Source organism: Aquabacterium sp. NJ1, from assembly GCF_000768065.1.
Classification (GTDB): Bacteria; Pseudomonadota; Gammaproteobacteria; order Burkholderiales; family Burkholderiaceae_C; genus Aquabacterium.
On the sequence record NZ_JRKM01000001.1, the window covers coordinates 3,087,426 to 3,111,228 of the forward strand.

At 65.7% G+C, this 23,803-nt stretch carries 19 protein-coding genes; 17 read left to right on the plus strand and 2 right to left on the minus strand.

Annotation, left to right across the window (positions count from 1 at the left end):
* Window positions 1-45: 45 nt before the first annotated feature.
* The 17 genes from yajC (at window position 46) to JY96_RS13345 (ending at window position 18,829) form a co-directional block, all read left to right on the plus strand.
* On the plus strand, window positions 46-369 hold the full coding sequence (gene yajC, locus JY96_RS13265) for a preprotein translocase subunit YajC (RefSeq protein ID WP_035038092.1): 324 nt from the start codon (window positions 46-48) through the stop codon (window positions 367-369).
* A gap of 39 nt (window positions 370-408) precedes the next feature.
* The gene (secD, locus tag JY96_RS13270; protein ID WP_035038094.1) at window positions 409-2,268 is read left to right on the plus strand and encodes a protein translocase subunit SecD; all 1,860 of its coding nucleotides are present in this window, start codon (window positions 409-411) and stop codon (window positions 2,266-2,268) included.
* A 15-nt stretch (window positions 2,269-2,283) separates the two neighbouring features.
* Window positions 2,284-3,300: a protein translocase subunit SecF gene (secF, locus tag JY96_RS13275; protein ID WP_035038096.1), complete on the plus strand. Its 1,017-nt coding sequence runs from the start codon at window positions 2,284-2,286 to the stop codon at window positions 3,298-3,300.
* Between the two features lie 77 nt (window positions 3,301-3,377).
* Window positions 3,378-5,696 (plus strand): DUF1631 family protein, encoded by a 2,319-nt coding sequence (locus tag JY96_RS13280; RefSeq protein WP_035038098.1) that lies wholly within the window; start codon window positions 3,378-3,380, stop codon window positions 5,694-5,696.
* A gap of 118 nt (window positions 5,697-5,814) precedes the next feature.
* Complete coding sequence (locus tag JY96_RS13285) at window positions 5,815-7,431, plus strand: PilN domain-containing protein (RefSeq protein ID WP_035038100.1); 1,617 nt, start codon at window positions 5,815-5,817, stop codon at window positions 7,429-7,431.
* On the plus strand, window positions 7,428-8,123 hold the full coding sequence (locus JY96_RS13290) for a hypothetical protein (RefSeq protein ID WP_152606494.1): 696 nt from the start codon (window positions 7,428-7,430) through the stop codon (window positions 8,121-8,123). The genes JY96_RS13285 and JY96_RS13290 overlap by 4 nt, the downstream gene beginning before the upstream one ends.
* Complete coding sequence (locus JY96_RS13295; protein WP_035038104.1) at window positions 8,120-8,602, plus strand: hypothetical protein; 483 nt, start codon at window positions 8,120-8,122, stop codon at window positions 8,600-8,602. Before JY96_RS13290 ends, JY96_RS13295 begins: the two co-directional genes overlap by 4 nt.
* Complete coding sequence (gene mshL, locus JY96_RS13300; RefSeq protein WP_052162488.1) at window positions 8,599-10,293, plus strand: pilus (MSHA type) biogenesis protein MshL; 1,695 nt, start codon at window positions 8,599-8,601, stop codon at window positions 10,291-10,293. Before JY96_RS13295 ends, mshL begins: the two co-directional genes overlap by 4 nt.
* Window positions 10,294-10,305: 12 nt before the next feature.
* The gene (locus JY96_RS13305; protein WP_035038105.1) at window positions 10,306-12,015 is read left to right on the plus strand and encodes a GspE/PulE family protein; all 1,710 of its coding nucleotides are present in this window, start codon (window positions 10,306-10,308) and stop codon (window positions 12,013-12,015) included.
* The gene (locus tag JY96_RS13310; RefSeq protein ID WP_035038106.1) at window positions 12,012-13,259 is read left to right on the plus strand and encodes a type II secretion system F family protein; all 1,248 of its coding nucleotides are present in this window, start codon (window positions 12,012-12,014) and stop codon (window positions 13,257-13,259) included. Before JY96_RS13305 ends, JY96_RS13310 begins: the two co-directional genes overlap by 4 nt.
* Window positions 13,260-13,274: 15 nt before the next feature.
* Window positions 13,275-13,685 carry a type II secretion system protein gene (locus JY96_RS13315; RefSeq protein ID WP_035038107.1) on the plus strand — a complete coding sequence of 137 codons (411 nt, stop codon included), beginning with the start codon at window positions 13,275-13,277 and terminating at the stop codon, window positions 13,683-13,685.
* Window positions 13,686-13,819: 134 nt separating this feature from the next.
* Entirely contained in the window at window positions 13,820-14,215 is a 396-nt protein-coding gene (locus tag JY96_RS24235; protein ID WP_035038109.1) for a prepilin-type N-terminal cleavage/methylation domain-containing protein, read from the plus strand.
* Between the two features lie 202 nt (window positions 14,216-14,417).
* A complete protein-coding gene (locus JY96_RS13325; RefSeq protein ID WP_161784323.1) occupies window positions 14,418-14,900 on the plus strand; it encodes a GspH/FimT family pseudopilin in 483 nt (160 codons plus the stop codon).
* Entirely contained in the window at window positions 14,890-15,510 is a 621-nt protein-coding gene (locus JY96_RS23610; RefSeq protein WP_035038113.1) for a hypothetical protein, read from the plus strand. Before JY96_RS13325 ends, JY96_RS23610 begins: the two co-directional genes overlap by 11 nt.
* A complete protein-coding gene (locus tag JY96_RS13335) occupies window positions 15,507-16,430 on the plus strand; it encodes a type II secretion system protein J (protein WP_035038114.1) in 924 nt (307 codons plus the stop codon). Before JY96_RS23610 ends, JY96_RS13335 begins: the two co-directional genes overlap by 4 nt.
* Window positions 16,427-16,846, plus strand: a complete 420-nt coding sequence (locus JY96_RS13340) for a hypothetical protein (protein WP_035038116.1) — start codon at window positions 16,427-16,429, stop codon at window positions 16,844-16,846. The genes JY96_RS13335 and JY96_RS13340 overlap by 4 nt, the downstream gene beginning before the upstream one ends.
* A 63-nt stretch (window positions 16,847-16,909) precedes the next feature.
* Entirely contained in the window at window positions 16,910-18,829 is a 1,920-nt protein-coding gene (locus tag JY96_RS13345; protein ID WP_152606496.1) for a DUF6701 domain-containing protein, read from the plus strand.
* Here the strand turns inward: JY96_RS13345 and JY96_RS13350 are convergent.
* Together JY96_RS13350 and JY96_RS22320 are read right to left on the minus strand one after the other, a co-directional pair.
* Entirely contained in the window at window positions 18,808-20,361 is a 1,554-nt protein-coding gene (locus JY96_RS13350) for a glycosyltransferase family 39 protein (protein ID WP_035038121.1), read from the minus strand. The two genes, JY96_RS13345 and JY96_RS13350, sit on opposite strands and share 22 nt — an antisense overlap.
* Before the next feature lie 99 nt (window positions 20,362-20,460).
* Window positions 20,461-23,799, minus strand: coding sequence for an EAL domain-containing protein (locus JY96_RS22320; protein ID WP_052162489.1), 3,339 nt, complete (start codon window positions 23,797-23,799; stop codon window positions 20,461-20,463).
* Window positions 23,800-23,803 lie beyond the last annotated feature (4 nt).

A 23,803-nucleotide genomic window follows, 5' to 3' on the forward strand; every position in this document is an offset into this window, starting at 1 on the left:
TCTGCCGAGTGAGGTGCCTCGGCCCTTTGTTTGAAGGATATTGCCGTGTTTATTTCCGAAGCCTATGCCCAGGCCGCTGCCCCTGCCGCAGGTGCGCAGGGTGGTTTGATGAGCTTTCTGCCCCTGGTCCTCATGTTCGTGGTCCTGTACTTCGTCATGATCCGCCCGCAGATGAAGCGCCAGAAAGAGACCAAGGCCATGCTCGACGCGCTGGCCAAGGGCGACGAAGTCGTCACGCAAGGTGGCGTGATCGGCAAGATCACCAAGATCGGCGAGACCTTTGTCAGCGTGGAAGTGGCCAATGGCGTGGAGCTGCAACTGCAGCGCGTGGCCATCGTCCAGGTCCTGCCCAAGGGCTCCTACAAATAAGAAGCAACCCGCGCAAGCGGGCAGTCAGTCGAGGATTTCATGAACCGCTATTCCTGGTGGAAGTACCTGATCATCGCCGTGGCCCTGTTCATCGGCCTGATCTACACCTTGCCCAACTTCTTTGGTGAAGCGCCGGCCGTGCAGCTCTCCAGTGGCAAGGCCACGGTCAAGCTCAATGCCGAGGCCGTGGCCAAGGTGGAGTCGGCCCTCAAGGATGGCGGCGTGACGGCTGACTTCGTCGAGTTCGACGGCAGTTCGGTGCGGGCCCGCTTCAAGGACACCGACACCCAGCTCAAGGCCAAGGACCTGTTGATCAAGGCCTTCAACCCGGACGCCACGGACCCGCACTACATCGTGGCGCTGAACCTGCTGTCGCGCTCGCCTTCGTGGCTGCGTGCGCTGCATGCCCAGCCCATGTACCTGGGCCTGGACTTGCGCGGTGGCGTGCACTTCCTGATGCAGGTGGACATGAAGGCCGCGCTCACGCAGAAGCTCGAGAGCCTCAGCGGTGACATGCGCACCCTGTTGCGCGACAAGGACATCCGCCACAGCGGCATCCGCCGTGACGGCCAGCAGGTGATCGTGCGCTTCCGTGACGAGGCCGGCCGCAAGGCTGCCCGCCCGGTGCTGAACGATGGCTTGCTGGACCTGGTCTGGTCCGACGGCACCGATGAATCCGGTGACCTGACCCTGGTCGGCAAGCTGACCCCGAAGTCCGAGCGCGCCATCCAGGATCAGGCCATCAAGCAGAACATCACCACCCTGCACAACCGGATCAATGAACTCGGCGTGGCCGAGCCCGTGATCCAGCAGCAGGGCGCCGACCGCGTCGTGGTGCAGCTGCCCGGCGTGCAGGACACCGCCAAGGCCAAGGACATCATCGGCCGCACCGCCACCCTGGAAGTGCGCATGGTCGATGACAGCACCGAAGCGCAGGCCGCGCTCAGCGGCGCTGGCGCCGTGCCCTTTGGCGACGAACGCTATCTGGAGCGTGGTGGCCTGCCCGTCATCGTCAAGCGCCAGGTCATCCTGACGGGTGACAACCTGACCGACGCGCAAGCCGGCTTCGACGAAAACCACGAAGCCGCCGTGCACCTGACGCTGGACGCCCGTGGCGCCCGCATCTTCCGCGACATCACCCGCGAAAACGTGGGCAAGCGCATGGCCATCCTCTTGTTCGAAAAGGGCAAGGGCGAGGTCGTGACGGCGCCGGTGATCCGTGGAGAGATCGGTGGCGGCCGCGTGCAGATCTCCGGCCGCATGAGCACGGAAGAAGCCAATGACACCGCGCTGCTGCTGCGCGCCGGCTCGCTGGCCGCCCCGATGGAGATCATCGAAGAGCGCACCGTCGGCCCCAGCCTGGGCGCCGAGAACATCGCGCAGGGCTTCAACAGCCTGATCTACGGTTTTGCCGCGATCACGGTGTTCATGATCTTTTACTACATGCTGTTTGGCGTGTTCTCGACCATCGCCCTGTCGGTCAACCTGCTGCTGCTGGTGGCCGTGTTGTCCATGCTGCAGGCTACGCTGACACTGCCCGGTATCGCCGCCATTGCGCTGACCCTGGGCATGGCCATTGACTCGAACGTGCTGATCAACGAGCGGGTGCGCGAAGAGTTGCGCAACGGCTCGGCGCCGCAGTCGGCGATCGCCGCCGGTTACGAGCACGCCTGGGCCACGATCCTGGACTCCAACGTGACCACGCTGATCGCCGGCCTGTCGCTGCTGGCCTTTGGCTCCGGCCCGGTCAAGGGCTTTGCCGTGGTGCACTGCCTGGGCATCCTGACGTCGATGTTCTCCGCGGTGTTCTTCTCGCGCGGCCTGGTCAACCTCTGGTATGGCCGTCAAAAGAAGCTCAAGAGCGTGTCCATCGGGCAGGTCTGGAAAGCCCAGCAATAAGAGGGAGCACACACCATGGAATTCTTCCGCATCAAGCGCGACATCCCCTTCATGCGCCACGCGTTGGTCTTCAACGCGATTTCTTTCCTGACCTTTGCGGCCGCCGTCTTCTTCCTGGCGACGCGTGGCCTGCACCTGTCCATCGAGTTCACCGGTGGCTCGCTGATCGAGGTGCAGTACGCGCAGAGCGCCGACATCGCCAAGGCGCGCACCGCCATCGAGAAGCTGAATTACGGCGAGGTGCAGGTGCAGAACTTCGGCTCCTCGCGCGACGTGCTGATCCGCATCCCGCTGCGCGCCGGCATGAAGCAGGGTGACGTGGTCAACCAGGTGTTCGGTGCACTGTGCACGGCCGAAGGTGGCCAGGTCACCAAGCAGGATGCCGACAAGGGCCCCACCCAGGTCTGCCAGGCGGGTGCCACCCAGCCTGTGAACCTGCAACGCAGTGAGTTTGTCGGCCCGCAGGTCGGTGACGAGCTGGCCCACGACGGCGCCCTGGCACTCGGCGTGACCGTGCTGGGCATCATGATCTACCTGGCGATGCGCTTCGAGTGGAAGTTCTCGGTCGCGGCCATCATCGCCAACCTGCACGACGTCGTCATCATCCTGGGCTTCTTCGCCTTCTTCCAGTGGGAGTTCTCGCTCTCCGTGCTGGCGGCGGTGCTGGCGGTGCTGGGTTACTCGGTGAACGAGTCGGTGGTGATCTTCGACCGGATCCGTGAAACCTTCCGGCGCATGCGCAAGCTCAACACGCACGAGGTGATCGACCATGCCATCACCAGCACCATGAGCCGCACGATCATCACCCACGGCTGTACCGAAATGATGGTGCTGGCCATGCTGATCTTCGGCGGCCCGACGCTGCACTACTTTGCGCTGGCACTGACCATCGGCATCCTGTTTGGCATCTACTCGTCGGTCTTCGTGGCCGCGGCCATCGCGATGTGGCTGGGCGTCAAACGTGAGGATCTGATTAAAACGGGTAAAAAAGACCTCGATCCCAACGATCCGCACGCCGGCGCGGTGGTGTAGAGTCTTTGGCAGTATTTGAATAAATCCAGCCTGGCCGGGGAGGCTGTCACCCGGCCGGCTGCACTACTGCCACATCCATGACTGTTGGTTCACACCGCGCGCTGGCGCTGACGGCCCGCGTCTGCTTCCTGGAGTCCCTGGCCAAAGGCGTGGGCGCCCTGGTGCAGGCCTCGCTGGAGGGTGCCCGGATGCTGTCCATGCAGTCGGCCGAGGCCACGCTGCGCCAGCGTCGTCAGGATCTGGTGCTGGACCTGCCCCGCGCCACCGCGGCTTGGCAGGCCGAGATCGACAAACGCATCCACGACGCCCTGCGCGACCTGCGCACCGGGCGGCCGGTTAGTTTGCGGCCTTTGGGCAACGGTGAACCCAAGATCGACATCCCCTTGAGCCTGGTCGACGACAGCGACATGGACCGTGACCTCACGGCCTCGCGCCTGTCGCAGGCTGTGTCCGACCTGACGGGGCAGGAGTACACCGACCTCAATGCGCGCCTGCAAGCCGTGGGCGGGCAGGTGGAGTTGGCCAATGGCCAGGTGGACGTGCTGGCACCCCAATGGCTGGCCAAGGGCGTGGTCGAGGGCTGGCTGGCGGCCGGCATGACGATCGCACATTGGGCCACGCTGCAGACGGTGCTGCAAAACGAGGTGTCGCACTGGGCCCAGGAGGCCTACCACCACGCCAACCGCGTGTTGCTGGACCACGGGGTGCGCCCGGAAATCGACCTGCGCCCCTTCATCAAGCGCACGCGTGACAGCGGCCAGCCCCGCGCCACCGCGCCGGGCGGCCTGGGCGGCCCCGCGCCGCACCGTGGGCCGGGGGTGGGGCAGCCCCCATCCGGCAACAGCGGCCTGCAGCCCCTGGGCCAGGCCTACGACGAAACCCACATGCTGACGGAAACCCCGGGCATGCGTGCCCCCGCGCAGCAGCAGGTGGTGCTCAGCAAGCTCAACCAGGTGGTCTCGCGCCAGGTGCCCGGTTTTGCGCCAACGGCACCCGTGCAGGCGCCCGTGGCCCTCAGCCCGGGACTGGGGCAGGCCATCCAGGCGGTGGACCAGGTGGTGCGCCGGCATGCCGAGGACCAGCAGGGGCAGATGGTCAGCACGCCCGCGGCCTTGCTTCAGGATCTGCAACAGAGCAAGCAGGCGCTCAAACAAGCGGCCTCCACGCCGGTCGAGCGCGCCACCATCGAGATCGTGGCCCTGTTGTTCCAGGCCATCCTGCAGGAAGAGCGCCTGCCCGCCGCCATCCGGGTGTGGTTCGCACGCTTGCAGATGCCGGTGTTGCGCGTGGCCGTCAGCGAGCCGGACTTTTTTGCCACCACCAGCCACCCGGCGCGCGTGCTGATCGACCGCATGGGGGCCTGCGTGATGGGCTTCGTGTCCGGCGCGCAGGAGCATGACGACGCCCTGCACCGCGAAATCAAGCGCATCGTGCAGGTGGTGGAGGCTTACCCCGATACCGGTCGGCGCGTGTTCCAGACGGTGCTCACCGAGTTCGAGCGCTTTCTGGAGAGCTATTTCCGCGAGCACAACGAGGCCAGCCGCAAGGGGGTCTCGCTGGCGCAGCAGGTTGAGCAGCGCGAAACCTATGCCATCCAGTACACCATCGAGCTGCGCAAGATGCTCGAAGGCGTGCCGGTGCACGAAGGCGTGCGCGAGTTCCTGTTCAAGGTCTGGGCCGATGTGCTGGCGCACAACGCCGTGCAGACCAGCCAGTCCAGCGATGAAACCCGGGCGCTCAAGAAGGCGGCCGCTGATCTGATCTGGTCGGCCAGTGCCAAGACCTCGCGCGAAGAGCGCGCCGATGTGCTGATGCGCCTGCCGCCGCTGCTGAAAACCGTGCGCGAAGGCATGGCCCGCTCCGGCGTGGCGGTCGAGAAGCAGGACGAGCACATCCAGTCGCTCAACACGGCGCTCGCGGCGGCCTTCTCGGCCCGCTCGGCGGCCTTGTCGGCGGCGCACCTGAAAGCGGTCACCGACCGCCTGGAATCGTTGTCTGATGTCTTGCCTGACATCGGCGAGGTCGAGCTTGATGAGCAGACTTTGCGTGATTTGTCTGGACATGAGAGCGATAACCTGGAGATCGTGGCAGAAGGCGGCACGATGCCGACGCCGGCCATGATGGGCTGGGCCCGCGACCTGCAGGTGGGCGCTTGGTTCAAGCTGGACTACCGCGGCCACACCGAATCGGTCCAGCTGGCCTGGCAGGGCTTGCAAAAGCAGCTGATCCTGTTCGTGTCACCCAATGGTCGCGGGGTGCTGTTCCAGCTGCATCGCCTGGCCGCCTTCCTGCAGGCCGGCTTGCTCGTGCCTGTTGAAGATGAGCCATTGACCACCCGCGCCACGCGTGAAGCGCTGGCCAAGCTCGACGCCGACCCTGCGCGCCTGCTGAGCTGAAGCGGGTTCGTCCCTCGGAACAGGCTTCCGAGAAATACGACACGAACCCGCCTTTATTCCTTCCACTTGGTGGAATCCCTTCTGTCAGCATTCCGATGTAAGAGTCTCGGAGTGCGGAATGTTTTTTCGACGCCAGTCACATGATGGTTCGCAGTGGGTCACGGTGATCCAGGATGGATCGGCTGTGCACGCTGCGCAAGTGGCGTACAACGCCGAGGGCCGCCCCTGCGTGAGCTGGATGTGGCAGGGCGAGGCCGATGGCATCGGCGCAGGGCTGCGCACCTTGCAGGCTGCCAAGCGCCTGCGGGGCTGTTCGCTGGTGGGGGTGCTGGGTCGCCAGCACTACCGCATGCTCGCCACGGACACGCCCGACGTGCCTCGCGGGGACTTGCGCGACGCCATGCGCTGGCACCTCAAGGAGCAGGTGGACTTTCCGGTGGACGACGCCGTGCTCGATGTGCTGGACGTGCCCCAGAGCACGCTGCGCAGCAGCAGCGCCGTGATGAGCTTCCTGATCTCGCGCGCGGACTACACCACCATCGAACTCGCTGCGGATGACCTGGGCCTGAACTGGACGGCCCTGGACGTGCCGGAAACGGCCTTGCGCAACCTGTGCGCCCTGGCCGAAGAGGGCGAAAAAGCCCATGCCTTGATGGTGTTCGGCGACGCGCACGGCATGCTGGTCATCACGCTCAAGGGCGAGCTGCTGATGGCCCGCCACATCGAGGTGACGCTGTCGGCGGTGACCGGTGACGAAGAAACGCGCGGTGCAGCGCTCAGCCGTGCCGCCCTGGAAATCCTGCGCACGGTGGACACCTTCGAGCGCATGCACAGCCAGGTCCACCTGTCGTCGATGACGGTGGCGTTGCCTCCCGGCTGCGGTGAAGGCGCGCTGGAGATGCTGTCCGAGCTGATCTACGTGCCGCTGACGGCCATGGATCTGCGGCAATGGTTTGACCTGGACGCCCTGGGCGAGCGCGCCGACGTGCTGGCGCAAGGGGCCACCTTCAGCGAGTTGTGCGTGCTGGGCGCGGCCTTGCGTGCCCATGCGAATTTTGCCGAACGGGTGCAGTTGCAATTGCTGGACCCCAACAGCGTGCTGGGCCAGGCCCCGCCCTGGGGGGCTTTGCTGGGCGTGCGTGTGGCTGCGGGCGTGCTGGCGCTGGGCCTGGTGGCGGGGCTGGGCCTGCGGGCGGCAGCCAGTGCGATCGGCATGCGCGCCACCCAGACCGAGCAGGACATCAACGTCCTGCGCATGGCCGCCGCAGCCAACCCGCCTTCGCCCATCGTGAAGGAACTGGAAGGCCTGCGCCAGAAGGAGGCGCAGCAGCGCCAGGTGCAGGACGCCCTGCAGGGCAGCATGGTGTGGGCTTCGCAAGGCTATTCGGACTACCTGATGGCCCTGGGCCGCCAGACCTATCCCGGCGTGTGGATCACCGGCCTGAGTGTGCAGGGTGATGGCAGCGACATCGTGCTGACGGGCCGCACCACCAGTGCGTCGGTGCTGCCCGGCTACCTGCAGAAGCTGGGTGCCGAGGAGCGCTTCAAGGGCCGCCGTTTCGCGCAGCTGGAGATGACCGCGGTGGACGGCACCGGCGGCATGGTCGAAGGCGTGGTGCAGTTCACGCTCAAGGGCCTGCGCAAGGACCAGGGCGACACGACCACGCGCGAAGCCGCGCTGCGCGCGGTGAGCCGGGCGACCGAAGAAGCCAACAGAGAGGCACAAAAGAAATGAGTGCAATGCATCGCACCCTGGTGCCCTTGATCCAGACCCGCTGGCGACAGGGCCGCCGCCTGTTTGACGCGCGCCTGCTCAATGAGCGCCGCTTGATCATCGTGGCCGTGGTCGCCCTGATCTGGTTCGTGCTCGATTCGACCCTGGTGACCCCGGCGTTCAAGCAGTTTGCCGAGGCGAGCAAGCGCAGCAAGGCGGCCCATACCGACCGTGATGCGCTGGTGCTGGAAACCCAGCGCCGCAAGCAGGACATGGCCCTCAAGGAAGTCGAGGCCAAGCAGGAAATCACGCGCATCAAGGAGCGCATCGAGCGCAGCAAGCAGGCGCTGGCCCAGCAACAGGCCATGCTGATCTCGGCGCGCGAGATGCGCAGCCTGCTGGAGGGCTTGCTGGTTCAGAACGGGCGCCTGCAGCTGGATGTGATGCGGACCTTGCCGCCCGAAGACGTGAAGTTCGCCCCTGTGCCCGGCGTGGCCCTGTCGCAATCCATGCTGTACAGGCAGAGCATGGAGGTGGGCGTGTCGGGCAGCTTCATCGAGGTGCTGACCTGGTTGCGCAGCGTGGAGGCCTTGCCTCGCAAATTGTTGTGGGACGGGCTGACGCTCAAGACCAATGACCGTGGGGTGGTGAGCCTGAACATGCGTGTTCACACCTTCAGCCCCGATCGGGATGCCCTGGAGATCTCGCCATGAGACACAGCGTGCGCACTTGCGTGAATGGCTGGCTGGCGCTGCTGGCCCTGCTGCCCTTGCTGGCGATGTCCGCCGAGCCGGATCTGCGCGGCGTGGGTGACCCGACCAGGCCGCCGCCCGGCGTCTGGGCACACCAGCTGGGCGCGGCGACGGGCAGCTCGCCCGAGGAGGCCGCTTCAGCGGCTGCGGCGGCCTCTGCCGCCAGTGCAGCGGCCGCCGAGGCCGAGGCCACCGCCCGCGCCTTGACCGTCACGGCCATTCGCATCGACCTGGCCACGGGCGAGGGCGTGGCCGTGGTGGGTGAAGACGTGGTGAAGGTGGGTGACAAGGTACGGGGCATGACGGTCGTGGCCATCACGCACGACGCGGTTCAGCTCAAGGGCCCGAAAGAATCCAGGCGGCTGGTGCTGCCCGACGTGATCGAATCAAGCAGGGCTGCTGCCCGTGCCGCCAAGCGCGGTCGAAAGGAAAGAAAATGAAGTCATTGCACACCATCCCGGGCGCGCTGGTTCTGGGCTTGAGCATGGCTGGGGGAAGCGGGGCCCATGCTGCCAATGTCGATGAGTCGGGCTTGGGCGAGTCCCTCGCACTGGCCGGCCGCATGAGCACGAGCTTGAACTTGTCGCAGATGCAGGCGGCCTTGCAGGCGCGCCCACCGGCCGCAGGGCCGGCGAGCGCCAGGCAGGGTGAGGCCCGTTTCGACCTGGCCGTGCGCAATGCGCCGGCCGCACAGGTCTTTGCGCAGATCGGTGCCGGCAGCAACTACAACATGCTGGTGCCTCCCGACATCACGGGCACCATCAGCCTGACCTTGAAGAACACCACTATGCACGAAGCGCTCGACACCCTGCGCGAGATGTATGGCTATGACTACCGCATCACCGGCAACCGCGTGTTCGTGGCGTCGAACACCGTGCAGACGCGCTTGTACCGCATCAACTACCTGCCCGGCCGCCGCGTTGGTTCGTCGGAGTTGAGCATCTCGTCGGCCGCGCAGGCCAATGCCTCGGGTGCTAACGCCAATTCAGGCACGGGCGCCACGGGCAGCACCGGCACGCCCACCGGGACGACCGGCAGTGGCGGCAACAGCCTGACCTCGTCGGTGCGCACCACCTCGGATGCGGACTTCTGGAAGGACGTGAGCGAATCGCTCACCTCGATGATCGGCAGCAAGGATGGCCGCAGCGTGACGATCAATGCCGGTGCCGGCGTGATCCTGGTGCGCGCGACACCCGCCGAGTTGCGCCAGGTCACCGAGTACCTGCGTGCCGTGCAGATCACCATCGAACGCCAGGTGATGCTCGAAGCCAAGATCGTCGAGGTGCAGTTGTCCAAGGGCTCGGAGACGGGCATCAACTGGGGTGCCTTCCGCTCGCAAGGTGTGGACGGCCATTTGGGCCTGCTCAACCTGGCGCCGGGCACGACCCTGACGGGCTCCGTGCTGAGCAACAGCAATGTGTCGGTCACGCCGGGCACGGGTGTGAGCTCGACCAGCACCGGCAAGGGCTTCTATGGCCTGGCCATCCAGACGCCGAACTTCGCCGCGCTGCTCTCCTTCCTGGAAACGCAGGGCAATGTGCAGGTGCTCTCCAGCCCCCGCATCGCCGCGCTCAACAACCAGAAGGCCGTGTTGAAGGTGGGCAGCGACGACACCTTCGTGACCTCGGTGACCAACAACGTCACGACCTCGAACAATGGCAACACCGTGAACTCGCCGACGGTGGGCACCAAGACCTACTTCAGCGGCATCTCGCTGGACGTGACACCACAGATCGACGACAGCGGCACGGTGATGCTGCATGTGCACCCCGCCATCAGCGTGGCCACGACCAAGAACCTGTCGCTGCAACTGGGCGATGCCGGTACCTACCAGGTGCCTGGCGTGGCCATCTCGATCAACGAGACCGACAGCATGGTGCGCGTGCGTGATGGCCAGATCGTGGCCATCGGCGGGCTGATGCAGCAGTCGGGCAACAGCAGCACGGCCGGCTTGCCCATCCTGAGCGATGCCCCCGTGGTGGGCAACCTGTTTCGCTACAAATCGACCAGCAACACCAAGCGCGAGCTGGTCATCCTGATCAAGCCGACCGTGATCAGCGACGATGGCAATGGCGCCAACCCGGTGGTCCCTGCGACGCCGTTGCTGGATCAGGAAACCGCGTCCAACTAAGGGGGGCAGGCCATGTCACGCCCACAAAAATTCAGGCTCGGTGACCTGCTGGTCCAGGACAAGCTCGTTACCGAAGAACAGTTGAACCAGGCGCTCGGCGAGCAGCGCGGCAGTGGCCGCAAGCTCGGGCAGGTGCTGGTGGACCACGGCTGGATCACCGAAGCGCAGATCGCCAAGGCGGTGGCGCGCCAGCTGCGTGCGCCTTACATCGACCTGGCGCACTTCCCTTTGCGGCCGGAGCTCGCGCAGCTGCTGCCCGAAGCCCACGCACGGCGCATGCACGCCATCGTGCTGGACGACCCTCCCAGCGGCCTGATGGTGGGCATGGCCGACCCGACGGACATCTACGCCTTTGATGAAATCGGGCGCCTGCTCAAGCGCAGCATCGACCTGGCCGTCATCACCGAGACGCACCTCCATGCCGCGCTGGACCGGGTCTACCACAGCACCGAAGAAATCGAAGGCCTGGCGCGCGAGCTGACCACCGAGCTGGCTGGCGCGGAAACCGATCTGGGCGATTTGCTGGGTGTGGACTCGACCAGCAATGAAGACGCGCCCGTGGTGCGCCTGCTGTACTCGGTCTTCGAGCAGGCATTGCGCCTGCGCGCCTCCGACATCCACATCGAGCCGCAGGAAAAGCAGCTGCGCATCCGCTTCCGCATCGACGGTGTGCTGCATGTGCAGACAGAAGCCGACCCCAAGATCTCCAGTGCCGTGGCGCTGCGCCTGAAGCTGATGTCGGGCCTGGACATTTCGGAGAAGCGCCTGCCGCAGGACGGCCGCTTTGCCGTGCGCCTCAAAGATGGCACGGTCGACATCCGTATCTCGACCATGCCCGCGCAATATGGCGAGTCGGTCGTGATGCGTCTGCTCAGCCAGAGCACCGGCATGCTGGACCTGGAGAAGATGAAGATGCCGGCGCCCATGCTGGCTGCGCTGCGCCGCGCCATCGACAAGCCCAGCGGCATGATCCTGGTGACCGGCCCGACCGGCTCCGGCAAGACCACGACCCTGTACGGCGCGCTCAACGCCTTGAACAGCACCGAGCGCAAGATCATCACCGTGGAAGACCCGGTGGAATACCGCCTGCCCGGCCTCAACCAGGTGCAGGTGATGGAGAAGATCGACCTGGGTTTTGACCGTGTGCTGCGCGCCGCCTTGCGTCAGGACCCGGACGTGATCCTGGTGGGTGAAATCCGGGACAAGGCCACGGCCGAGATCGGCCTGCGTGCCGCGATGACGGGTCACCTGGTCTTGTCCACGCTGCACACCAACGATGCGGCGTCGACGCCGGCCCGCCTGATCGACATGGGGGTGCCCCGCTGGATGGTGGCCCTGTCGCTGCAACTGGTGGTGGCCCAGCGCCTGGTGCGCACGCTTTGCCAGGCTTGCGCCGTGCCGCACGAGCCCACGCCGCAGGAGCACACCTGGCTGCGCAGCCTGCTGGGTGCGGAGGCTGACAACGCCACCTACAAGTTCGGCAAGGGCTGCCCCGAGTGCAACCACTCCGGCTTCCGCGGCCGTACCGGTGTCTACGAGTTCCTGGAGATGAACCTGGGCCTGATCGACGCCCTCAACCACCCCGAGCCCGGCGTGTTTGCCAAGGCGGCCCGCGCGCACATGGGCGGGCACACGCTGCGCCGTGATGCGGCCCGGCTGGTCGTGGAAGGCCGCACCACGGTCGACGAGGCCATGCGGGTGAGCGCCGAGGTTGACGAATGAGTCGCTTCACCTATGTGGCCAAAGGGCCGCACGGCTCGATACAAGGCACGCAGGACGCGGCCTCGGCTGCGGCGTTGGCCGGTGAGCTTCAAGCCAAAGGCCTGGTCCCGCTGAAGATCACGCCCGATGGCCCGGTCACGCCCAGCGCCGGGGGCGGGGCGCCCAGCGGGGCCATGGCCACGCCGGAGTTCATGAAGCCCAAAGTGCTGCCCATGGACGTGATGATGTTCGCCAAGCAGCTCTACACGCTGTTCAAGGCGGGTGTGCCCATCCTGCGGGCCCTGGCCGGCCTGCAGGAGACCACGCAGAACGCCACGCTCAAGGAAGTGCTGCTGGACCTGCGCCGCAACCTGGAGGGCGGCGTGGAGCTGTCCGCCTGCATGGCCCAGCACCCCAAGGTGTTCGATGGCTTCTTCGTGGCCATGGTCAAGGTGGGCGAGGCATCCGGCCGCCTGGAAGAAATTTTTCTGCGCCTGTCCGAGCACATCGGCTTCGAGCTGTTCATGCGCCAGCAGGTGAAGTCGGCCACGCGCTACCCCAGCTTCGTGGTCATGGCCATGGTGGGCGCCCTGGGTGTCATCAACATCATGGTGATCCCCGCTTTTGCCAACGTCTTCAAGTCGCTGGGCTCCGAGTTGCCCTTGCCGACCAAGATCCTGGTGGCCACCTCCAATTTCACCATCCAGCACGGCTGGTCCCTTCTCGGGGCGGCGGTGGCGAGTTTCTTCATCTGGCGCCATTGGAAGAGCACGCCAGAGGGCAAGCTGGAGTGGGACCGCATCGTGCTGCGCATCCCGGTGGTGGGCAACATCGTGACCAAGGCGGCACTGGCACGGTTCACGCGAGCCTTCGCCCTGTCCTTGCGCAGCGGCGTGCCGCTGGAGCGCGCGCTCATCGGCGTGGCGCAAACCGCGGACAACGCCTATTTGACGCAACAGATCGATCAGATGCGCGACCACATCATGCGCGGTGAAACCCTGGCGCGCGCGGCGGCCGGTACCGGCATCTTCACGCCCATGGTGCTGCAGATGATCGCCATCGGTGAAGAAACCGGCATGGTCGACGAACTGCTGGAAGAGGTGGGCGAGCTCTACACCGAAGAGGTGCAGTACTCGCTCAAGACGCTGTCGCAGCAGATCGAGCCCATCCTGATCGTGTTCATGGGCGGCCTGGTGCTGATCCTGGCGCTGGGCGTGTTCCTGCCGATGTGGAACCTGGGCAGCGCGGCCATGAAGCATCATTGATCAAAGGCGTACAACATGAAGCAAAAGCAAGACGGCTTCACGATGATCGAGCTGATCGTGGTCATCGTCATCCTCGGCATCCTGGCGGCCGTGGCGCTGCCCAAGTTCCTGGACTTGTCCGGGGATGCCAAGGCGGCCGCGTTCAAAGGCATGACGGCCACGGTGACGAGTGCGATGACGGTCAACTACGGCGGGTGTTCGGCAACAGGCCACTCGACCAGTGGCGCCAACGCGGCCAAGTGCAAGACGGTGCGCTATTGCGACGACATCATCGCCGTGATGGTGCAGCCGATCGATGCAACCGAGTACACCATTTCGCACACTGATCTGACCACGAGCAATGGCAGCACGGGCACCTGCACGATGACGCAGGTCAGCACCGGCAACACTCTGGCGTTTTCGGGCATTTCTGCCGGAAATCCATGACCAAACAAATTCGAGGCAATGCTAAAGCTTGCCAAGAAGTGGACGAAAACGTGTTCAACCGTGCAATTTTGATAACGCCGGGCTGCACGACCGGCTACCCTGAAACGGCCTTCATCCAAACGCGAGGTACTGATATGAAACGCAACCAATCCGGCTTCACCATGATCGAATTGATCGTGGTCATCGTCATCCTGGGCATCCTGGCGGCCACGGCCCTGCCCAAGTTCATTGACCTGAGTGGCGATGCCAAGACGGCTGCCGTCAAGGGCATGGCAGGCTCGGCCAACAGTGCCATGTCCGTCAATTACGCGGGTTGCGCGGCCAATGGCCAGGTTGCGGCAAGCGGCAAGTGCGTGGCCATCACCAACTGCACCGACGTGAGCAACCTGATGCAGACGCCCCTGACCGGCTACACCGTGACCTCTGCCGCCATCGCATCGCCCGTTGGAACGGCCGTGACCTGCACGCTCACGGACGACACGGACGCCACCAAGACGGCCACCTTCACGGGCATCCGCACGATCAACTGATCGATCCTGCCTGGCTTTGGCGAGCCACCCCAACCAGCGTGCGTTCTGGTTCGGGTGGCTTGTGTCTTTTGCGCGCAGGTCTGGCAGGGGATACCGGGCTTATTCGGCAGTTTTGGATTTGCAACTTTTATCAGAATGGGTCTCAGTTCCGGCTTTGCCTCTTCAGAGGGAGCCGGGGTCATGATTGGATGGAGCGCCTGTGGTGAAAGCGTGGCAGTCAAGGGGCGAAAGCGGGTTCACGCTGGTTGAACTCGTGACGGTCATGAGCCTGATCGGCATCATGGCCTTCTTTGCCTTGCCCAAACTCACCCAGGTCATGTCCCTGCAATCGGCGGGCTTCAAGGATCAGGTCAAGGCCACCATCGACTACGCACGCAAGATCGCCGTGGCCCAGCGCCGGCACGTGTGCGTGAGCATCGCGGCCTCCACCATCACGGTGACGTCCGACGCCGGCCTGCCGGTCAACCACACGAACGGCAACTGCCCCAGCACCTTGTTGTTGCCCTCCGGCTCGAACGTCGTCACGGCGCCCACCAGCGTCACGATGAGCCCGGTGGTGTCGTTCGACTTCGACGCCGAAGGCCGTCCGGTGACCGGGGCACCCGCCACGATCACGATCACCAATGCCAGCGTGAGCCAGTCGTCCACCCTGACGGTGGAAGCGGAAAGCGGCTATGTCCACTGACCCGACAACGCAACGCGGCATCTCGCTCATCGAGCTCATCATCTTCATCATGGTGGTGGGCACGGCGCTGGCCGGGGTGGTGTCCATGCTGGACATGGGCGTGCTGCACAGCGCCGACCCGATGGTGCGCAAGCAGATGCTGACCATCGCCGAAGGCCTGCTCGACGAGATCGACCAGATGCCTTTCAGCGCCTGCGACCCGGTGACCAACACCAACCCCACGGCCACGACCACGGCGCAGTGCACGCCCGCATCGAGTTACCAGCAATTTGGCTACCCGACCGCAGGGGTCTCGCCGCGCAGCAACTTCAACAACCTGGGCAACTACTGCAGCAATGCCGGGCCCAGCGCGGCCACATGCAGCACCTTGACGCTGGGTTCGGCGTCCACGGCGATACCCGACCTGACCGGCAGCACGACCGGTGCGCCCGTGGGCTATTGGGCCACCGTGGCCTTGACGCCCGAAAGCCTGTGGGGCACCAGCTCCAACGCCACGGCGGCGACGATGAATGTGCTGCGCGTGACCGTCACCGTCTACTATGGCAGCGACAGCCTGCGCCTGGACACCTACCGGACGCGCTGGTCCCCCGCGCCGATGATCGCGCCATGAACCACGCCCGCACCACCACCCGATCGAGGCTGCGTCAGGCAGGCTTCACGCTGATCGAGATGATCATGGCCATGGTGCTGACCGGCATCCTGGCGGGCATCGTCGCGCAGATCATCATGGGGCCGGTCAAAGGTTATTTCGACTCGGCCCGGCGCGCCGAGCTCACCGACGCGGCCGATCTCGCCTTGCGCCGCCTGACACGGGAGTTGCGGCACGGCGTGCCCAACAGCCTGCGCATTTCCGACTCGGCCGGCAATGTGGGTTCGTGCGTGTCCGGGACCTGCTACATCGAATACATCGCGGCCAGCGGTGGGGGCGCCTTCTCCACGGGCACGGGCTTCTTTGCCGGCCTGACGACCTGCCTGGTCACGCCCGCCAACTGTCAGCTCACGGTGACCAGCCCCATGCCCAGCAACCCGTCCCTGGCGGTGGGCGACTACATCGTCCTGAACAACACCAACAACAACGACACCACCAGCCAGTACAACGCCTACGCCTGTGCTTCGCTGTCGAACTGCAACATCACCCGTGTCACCAGCCTGGCGGGCAGCCTGCTGACCCTGGCGGCGGGTGGCAGCGGCTTCAATGTGTTTGGCTTTCCCGCGCCGTCCACCACGCGCTTTCAGGTCGTGCCGGGCGGCACCAAGGCAGTCATGTACGCGTGCACGATTGCGCCCAGCAAGGGCACGATGAAGCGCTACTGGAACTATGGCCTCAATGGCACCCCATCCGCGGCGGTGGCGGCGGCAACCGGCGGGGGCTCGTCCACCACCGTGGCCAGCAATGCCGGCTGCAGCGTCAGCTACCCCGCGTCGGCGCAGACGTTCGGCGTCCTGATCGTGTCGCTCACGCTGACGGACACCTCCGGGGTCGACAGCGTCACGTTGATGCGCGAAATCCACGTGGACAACACACCATGAAACAGCAGGTGCAAGGCGGTTTTGCGCTCATCACGGCGATCATCATCCTGGTCGTGCTGGCCGGCCTGGGGGCCTTCGCGGCGAGCTTCATCCCGATGCAGCAACTGGGCTCGGCGGCCGACATCCAGGGCGCCCGCACCCTGATGGCCGCACGCAGTGGCCTGGAGTGGGGGGCCTATCAGGTGACCCAGGCCAGTGGCACCTGTGCCGCTTCCACCACCAACACCTTGCCTGCCACGGCGGCCTCGCTGCAGGGCATCACGGTGACCGTGAACTGCGACAACTCCAAGGCGCCGCTGTACAAAATCACGGCAACTGCTTGTAATCAGCCGTCTGGCGGGGCTTGCCCTAATACGGTATCGCCCAATGTCAGCTACGTTGAACGGCAGGTCGAGATGGTTGTGCAGTATCCATGAGTCGTCTGGCCCGGCTTCCCACCAGGATGCGCCATGGGCCAACGCGAACCCGGAGATGACAACATGAAAACGATGCTTCGATACGCCTCCTGCCTGGGCCAGCGCCGCATGACGCGCATCCTCCTGGCCATGCTGATGGTGCCGTTCGTGTTCGCGGGCTGCGCCTCCCTGGGCGTCAAGAGCGCCTACCTGGACGCCACCGAGGTGGGCACGGCGTTCCCGACGAAGGTGCCGGCGAACACCCAGATCTATACCAAGGTCGCGGGCGTCGCCTTCAGCCTGGACATCCTGGCGGGCGTCTACATGACGGACAACACCAGCATCCAGAGCAGCGTGTACGCCGGGTTTCTTTACGGCACGGTCTACGCGCAGGGCCAGTCCTACATTGATTTCGTTGATCTGACCAAATCGGGCGGCAGCTGCGGCACGGTGGGCGATGCCAACCAGGTGAGCGGCGTGACGAATGGCACCGGGGGGGTTGGCGCTTATGGCGGCGGCACCAGCATGTCGTACAACTGGACCGGCTCGGAGCACGGCCGCAAGACCTACACCTTCACCGCGTCGCAGGCCGTGGCCAAAGCCAAGGTGCGCATCTATGGCTACAACTCCAGCCAGGGCGTATCGGCCACAAGCTGTTCGATCGACTCCTTCACGATTCGCCCCTCATCCTTCACCGTCAGCTCCACGCCGGCCAGCGGGGCCACGCAGGCCGCCGGCAGCAACTACACGATGACGGTCAAGGCCGTCAACAGTGGTGGCACGACCGTCACCGGCTACACCGGGACACCCTCGATCACCACGACGGGCGTGACGGACTGGAAGTCCCTGGCCATAGCGGGGGGCTCGTTCAGCGGCAGCTTTGGCGCGGCGGTGTCCGGCGTCGCCAGTGGCAGCAATTTCAACTACGCCGACTTCGGCCCGCTGACCATTCCCGCAGGCGCCATCGTGGACAACACCTATGTGGCCAATTCGGGTTCGGGTGACGTGGCCGGTGCCGACTGCATCAGCAACTCCAGCTCGAACGTGCTGTCCGGTGGCCAGTACGGCTGCAACATCGCCAACCAGGCCAGTGTGACCACCCCCAGCTTCATCGCCCACCACTACACGGCCACGCACACGATCACGCCGGCCTGCAACAGCAAGTTCACCTACTTCGGCCAGCCGCTGACGTATGGCGTGACCATCGACGCGTTCAACGCCCTGGGCAACCGCATGACCCGCCTGACGTCGAGCGCGCCGGGCAAGCCGACCTTCACCTTCTCGCAGCTCAACAGCGGTGCAGGCACGATCAACCCGCTCACGATCGGGTCGCCCGCTTGGGTTTCCGATGCCAACTATGGTCTGGCCACCGGCGGCGAGTACGCCCTGAGCGCCACGTCCACCACCACCACGCGGCCTGCCGGGCTGTCGCCTTCGTCTGCATCGCCGCCCAGCTACGAGTCCTTCCAGGTGCGGGTGACGTCGAGCGACGCCAACATCACCACGTGCAATGGCGTGGCCGCGGCGGGCACGCAGTCGTGCGATTCGGCCGCCACCAAGCTGCGCTACGGCGTGCTCAAGTTGTCCGACGGGCAGAGCACGGCGGTGTCACCCGCTTCGATGCAGGTCATCGCCCAGTACTGGAACGGCTCGTCCTTCGTCACCAATACCGATGATGTGTGCACGGTCGTGAACTTCAATACCGGCACGATTGCTTCCAGCACCTTGCCCAGGCCCTCCGCCAAGAACAGCAGCACCACGCTGTCCAATGGTGTCGGGGCCTTGATGCTCAACGCGAGTACGGCCTCCAATGTGGCGATCAAGATGGGGGCCAGCGACAACAACTGCGTGAGCGCCACCGCCACGGCCGGCGCACCGCTCAATGCCTTGAGCGGCTACCTGGGTGGGGTGTCGTGCTCCAGCAGTTACGACAAGGACCCGAGTGCGCGGCTCACCTTCGGCACCTTGCGCAGCCCCTACATTTACCGGGCCGAGAAGTTCTGAGCCGGGCCGGGCGGCAAGATCGCCCAGGCCACAGCCACCGTGTAGGCCTTGCCCATCCAGTGGCTTTGCACCAGCAGCGTGGGTTGCACCTGCAGTGCTGGGTAGCGCGCCAGAAGCGGCGTGACCTGCTCGCGGCTGTCGGCGGGCAGCTTGCCCACATCGGCTTCACCACGGCTGAGCGGCCACACGAACAAGGCACCTTGTTGGGCGACCTGCTCGGGGCGCAGCCACAGTGATTCGCTGAAATCGGCGTCATAGAACACCGAGGGGCGGTCGGGGCTGTAGTGGGCCACCGTGCCGGCCACGAACTCTTCGCCGGCCACGATGGCCAGATCCCGGCCGGTCTGCGCGTGCCATTTCGCCGTCAGGATGCGGGCGATCTCCAGGCCCGGGTAGCCGGTGCGGTCCAGCTTGTGCTTCTTCTGCGGGCCGAGCAGGGCCGTGCTGGAGAAGATGGCCACGGTGATCAGCATCCAGGCTGACCAGGCCCAGGTGAACCGGGTGAGCTGGCTGGCGTTCGGCGAGGCGGGTTGGCGCCAGGCCAGCCACAGCGGGACCGCGCACAGGAAGAAGGGCGAGGCCCACATGTGCAGCATCTGCGCTTGCGCCAGGGTGGCCGCCAGCATGATGAGCAGCAGCGGGGCCAGGCCCAGGGTGAACAGCAGCCAGCGTTCGTGCGAGGGGCGGGCCACGGGCTGGCTGGCCCCCAGGGTGCGCACCAGCGCCCAGGCGGGCAACAAGGTCAAGGTCTGGGCCAGCACGAAGTTGATGAACTCCTGACGCCAGCTGCCTTGCTGCGCCAGCGTGTCGCTGTGGCCACGGCCAATGGCGTAGTGCAGCGTGGCCCAGTCGTGGTCAACGGCCCATTTCAGATGCGGCGCGATCACCAGCAGGAAGATGAACGCAGCGGCCCAGGGCCCGGCCGTGCGCCAGGCCCGGCGTGCCACCGGATTGAGCCAGGTGTACAGCACCAGGCAGGCGGGCAGCAGCAGGAACACATACTTGCCCAGCGCGCCCAGCCCGCAGCACAGCCCCAACGCCATCCACCAGCCCAGCTTGCCGCTGCGCAAGGCGCGCCAGCCGCACCAGGTGGCGCAGGCCCACATCGGGAACATCACCACATTGGCGTTGAACTCGGTGCTGGACATGTTGAAGTAATGGATGCCCTCCGTGGCCATCAGGCCCAGCGTGGCCAGGCGCGTGCCCAGCAGCTCGCGCCCCAGGGCCCAGCTCGCGGCCATGCCGCCGGTCACCATGAGCTGGGCCAGCAAGAAGAGGCGCCAGTTCGACGGGCCCACGCGCGCCAGCTCGGCCAGCCAGCCTGACAGCGGCGGGTGCTTGTAATAGCCCCATTGCCATTCGCGTCCCCAGGCCAGGGCCTCGACCACGTCCAGTGGCAGGTTGCGAGAGACCAGCAGGGGCAGGGCGGTCCAGAGCAGCAGGTGCAGCACCAGCAGGGCGGCGGCGGTACGGCTGTCGTCCAGGATGGACGTGGGGGCGGAGTGGGGGGCGTGGGCGAGGGATGCGGTCATGTCGGCGTCGGCATCGGGCGTGGCGGGGCCACGCGGGTGCGGTGCGGCATTGTAGGGATGCCGCGCCGTGCCAAGGGCATGCCGCGCTTCAGTCGAGCTTCAGTCGATCAAGGTGGGGCTGGCGGCTGTGCGCTCGGACGTGGGGGGCTCAGGCTCCTTGGCGGCGGGCGCCGTGGCCTTGCGCTCGGTCGGGGTGGCGGGCTGGAGCGCCTGCGCCCGGCTGTGCTCCATCAACAAGGCCTCGAAGGCGGCCTCGTTCATGGGGCGGCCCAGGTGGTAGCCCTGCGCCTCGTCGCAACCGTGCGTGACCAGGAAGGCCGCCTGCTCGGGCGTTTCGACGCCCTCGGCGACGATGCCCACCTCCAGCCGGTGCCCCATGGCGATCAAGGCGGCCACCAGGCGGCTGTCGCCTGGCGAATCGGGGATGGACGACAGGAAGCTACGGTCCAGCTTGAGCCGGTCCACGGGCAGTTCGCGCAGGTAGGCGAAGCTGGAGTAGCCCACGCCGAAATCGTCGATGGCGATGCTCACGCCCACGGCGCGCAATTGCGTCAGGATGTCGGCGGCGCGCAGCGATTCACGCACCACCACGCTCTCGGTGATCTCCAGCTCCAGCGCGGTGGGCGGCAGGCCGGTTTCTTTGAGCACCTGCGCCACCAGGCCGGGGATGTCGGCCTGGTCCAGCTGCACGGCCGACAGGTTCACGGCCACACGCAGCGGCCAGCCCGAGCGCTCGCGCCATTGCTGCGCCATGATGCAGGCGCGGCGCAGCACCCACTCGCCCATGGCGACGATGAGGCCGGTTTCTTCGGCCAGGGGGATGAAGTCAGATGGGGGCACCAGCTTGCCGCCATGCTCCCAGCGCAGCAGGGCTTCGGCGCCGCTGATTCGGCCCGTGGCGCAATCAAACTGGGGCTGGAAGTGCAGGCGCAGCTCGTCGCGCTCCAGCGCCTTGTACAGGTCGTTTTCCAGCACCAGGGCTTCGGCCGTCGGGGCCTGCATCTTGTCGCTGTAGAGCTGCACGCGGTTGCGGCCATTGCTCTTGGCCTGGTACATGGCCAGGTCGGCGTGGCGCATCAGCGTGATGGTGTCGGCGCCATGTTCGGGGTAGATGGCCAGGCCGATGCTGGGCGTGACACGCAGCTCGTGCGAGCCGATGCGCAGCGGGTCGGCAAACAGGTCCAGCACCTTCTGCGCCACACGCTCGCCGTCTTCCACGGCGGTGATCTGGGGCAGCAGGATCACGAACTCGTCGCCACCCAGGCGGGCCACGATGTCCGAGGTGCGCATGCCGGTGCGCAGGCGGCGGGCGATCTCGGCCAGCACGCTGTCGCCCACATGGTGGCCCAGGCTGTCGTTGATCTTCTTGAAGCGGTCCACGTCCAGGAACATCATGGCCATGTGGTACCCGTGGCGCTCGGCGATGCCCATGCAGGCCTTGAGCTGCTCCTGCAGCATATTGCGGTTGGGCAGCGAGGTCAGCGCATCATGCTGGGCCATGTGCTGCAGCTGGTGTTCGGCATCGCGGCGCGAGGTCACGTCGTAGGCCATCGCCAGGTAACCGCTGCGTTGGCCGTACTCGTTGCTCAACTCGGTCACGGTGATCTCGGCGATCAGGAAGCTGCCGTCATCGCGGCGCATGGTCCATTCACTGGGCAGGCCGGGCGATTCGTGCGCCAGATGCGTGAGCACATCCAGCTCCCGGACCGGCTCGTTGAGCCGCAAGGCCAGCATGCGCGCACGCTCGCTCACCTGGTCGGCATCGAAGAAGCGCCGGGTCGTGCAGCGGCCCACCAGATCCTGCGCCTTGGTGCCCAGCAGCTTTTCGCCTGCCGGGTTGACGGTCTGGATCACCCCTTGCGGGTTGAGCACGAAGATCGCATACGGCGCGTTGTGCACGATGACGCGCCGCATCTCGTCGACTTCATTGAGCTGGCGCTGGGCTTCGAGGATGGCTTTTTCGGCCGACACCTGCGCGGAGAGGTCACGCAGCACCGCGATGAACTGGGTCTGCCCATTGAGCGCCATGCTGCTAACGGCCATGTCCACGGGGAAATCGGCCCCATTGGCGCGCACCCCTTCGGTACGGCGTCCGACGCCGTCGATGCCCACGGTCTGCGCTTGCAGGAAGGCGTCCATGCGCAATGGCTGGCCCACCTGGGCGGCAGAGGGCAGCAACCGGCTCAGGTGCTGGCCGACCATGCTGGCTTCGTCATGGCCGAAGATCAGGCAGATGGCGCGGTTCACGCCGAGGATCTCGCCGGAAGGCGACAGGGTCAGGATGCCGTCCACGGTGTTGTCCAGCAAGGAGCGCAGGCGGCTTTCGCTGTCACGCGCCTGCTGGCTGAGGTCCATGGCCATCGAGGCGGCCAGGGCATGGCGGTTGGCCGCATTGCGGATGGCCCACCACAGCCCGATGGAGGCCAGGATGCCGCCCAGCAGCAAGACCAGCGGGTAGGCCTGCGTGCGCGCGCGCACGGGTTCACGCACGAAGCGCATCTCCCAATGCCGGCCACCCAGATCCAGCCGCGTGGTGCGCCGGTCAAGGTCGTCGCTGGTGGCCGCGCTGCGGTAGCCCTTGTCCATCTCGCTCGCACTGTCGAACACCAGTTGGGCCGTGGCCCGTTCCGGGTCGAGGTCCGAGCCCATGTCGTTGACCGTCCAGTGCAGGTGCTGCCAGTCCTTGAGCTGGGCAGCCTGCTTCATCAGGTCCGCCGTGCGGATGACGCCGCTGATCAGGCCGACAAAGGCGGCACGGCGGCTGTGGGTGTCATCTACGCGCGTGCCGGGCCGGTAGACCGGCACGCGCACGATGATGCCTTGGTGGTCGGATGTACCTTGCACGGTGCTCATGGGCGCAGACACCTGGGCCAGGCCGCTGTCGCGGGCGCGTTCCATCACCTCGCGCCGGGCTGGATCAAAAGCCGCGTCCAGTCCCAGCACGCGCTTGTTGGGCGTCATGGGTTCGTTGAACAGCACGGGCAGGTATTGCGCGCGCTCGCCCTCGGGCAGGATCTTGTAGCCCGGGTAGCCCTGCGCATCCAGGCTGGTATCGGCCCGCACGGCGGCCTCGAAGCCGGCCTTGTCCGGGTGGCCGATCAATTGCGCATACTGAACCGCCACGAACGCCGGGTACTCCGACGTGATGTTCATGTTCATGTAGTGCTGATGGAAGGCCGGGCGCGTGACCTTCTCGCTCACCAGGTACATGGCCTGGAAGCTGCGCAGCACGTCCAGATAGTGGTCCACAAGCTGGTCGACGTGCTCGGTGACATCGGCCGTTTGCTGGGCAAAGGTGGCGTCAGCTGCTTTCTGGATGCGGTCACTGGTACGCCACCAGGCAAAGCCGCTGAGCAGCAAGCCAACGACGAGCACCGCCCACGCGCAGCGATGCAGCCATTGCGATTCTTCTTCTGTCTTGCGAATGTCGATCAGCATCCAG

Coding starts and splice junctions, on each gene's coding strand:
- JY96_RS13340 (WP_035038116.1), top strand. CDS start 16,427: ATGAAACAGCAGGTGCAAGGCGGTTTTGCGCTCATCACGGCGATCATC.
- JY96_RS13280 (WP_035038098.1), top strand. CDS start 3,378: ATGACTGTTGGTTCACACCGCGCGCTGGCGCTGACGGCCCGCGTCTGC.
- JY96_RS13295 (WP_035038104.1), top strand. CDS start 8,120: ATGAGACACAGCGTGCGCACTTGCGTGAATGGCTGGCTGGCGCTGCTG.
- JY96_RS13310 (WP_035038106.1), top strand. CDS start 12,012: ATGAGTCGCTTCACCTATGTGGCCAAAGGGCCGCACGGCTCGATACAA.
- JY96_RS13350 (WP_035038121.1), bottom strand. CDS start 20,361: ATGACCGCATCCCTCGCCCACGCCCCCCACTCCGCCCCCACGTCCATC.
- JY96_RS22320 (WP_052162489.1), bottom strand. CDS start 23,799: ATGCTGATCGACATTCGCAAGACAGAAGAAGAATCGCAATGGCTGCAT.
- JY96_RS13285 (WP_035038100.1), top strand. CDS start 5,815: ATGTTTTTTCGACGCCAGTCACATGATGGTTCGCAGTGGGTCACGGTG.
- JY96_RS13305 (WP_035038105.1), top strand. CDS start 10,306: ATGTCACGCCCACAAAAATTCAGGCTCGGTGACCTGCTGGTCCAGGAC.
- secD (WP_035038094.1), top strand. CDS start 409: ATGAACCGCTATTCCTGGTGGAAGTACCTGATCATCGCCGTGGCCCTG.
- mshL (WP_052162488.1), top strand. CDS start 8,599: ATGAAGTCATTGCACACCATCCCGGGCGCGCTGGTTCTGGGCTTGAGC.
- JY96_RS24235 (WP_035038109.1), top strand. CDS start 13,820: ATGAAACGCAACCAATCCGGCTTCACCATGATCGAATTGATCGTGGTC.
- JY96_RS13290 (WP_152606494.1), top strand. CDS start 7,428: ATGAGTGCAATGCATCGCACCCTGGTGCCCTTGATCCAGACCCGCTGG.
- JY96_RS13345 (WP_152606496.1), top strand. CDS start 16,910: ATGAAAACGATGCTTCGATACGCCTCCTGCCTGGGCCAGCGCCGCATG.
- JY96_RS13315 (WP_035038107.1), top strand. CDS start 13,275: ATGAAGCAAAAGCAAGACGGCTTCACGATGATCGAGCTGATCGTGGTC.
- JY96_RS23610 (WP_035038113.1), top strand. CDS start 14,890: ATGTCCACTGACCCGACAACGCAACGCGGCATCTCGCTCATCGAGCTC.
- secF (WP_035038096.1), top strand. CDS start 2,284: ATGGAATTCTTCCGCATCAAGCGCGACATCCCCTTCATGCGCCACGCG.
- JY96_RS13335 (WP_035038114.1), top strand. CDS start 15,507: ATGAACCACGCCCGCACCACCACCCGATCGAGGCTGCGTCAGGCAGGC.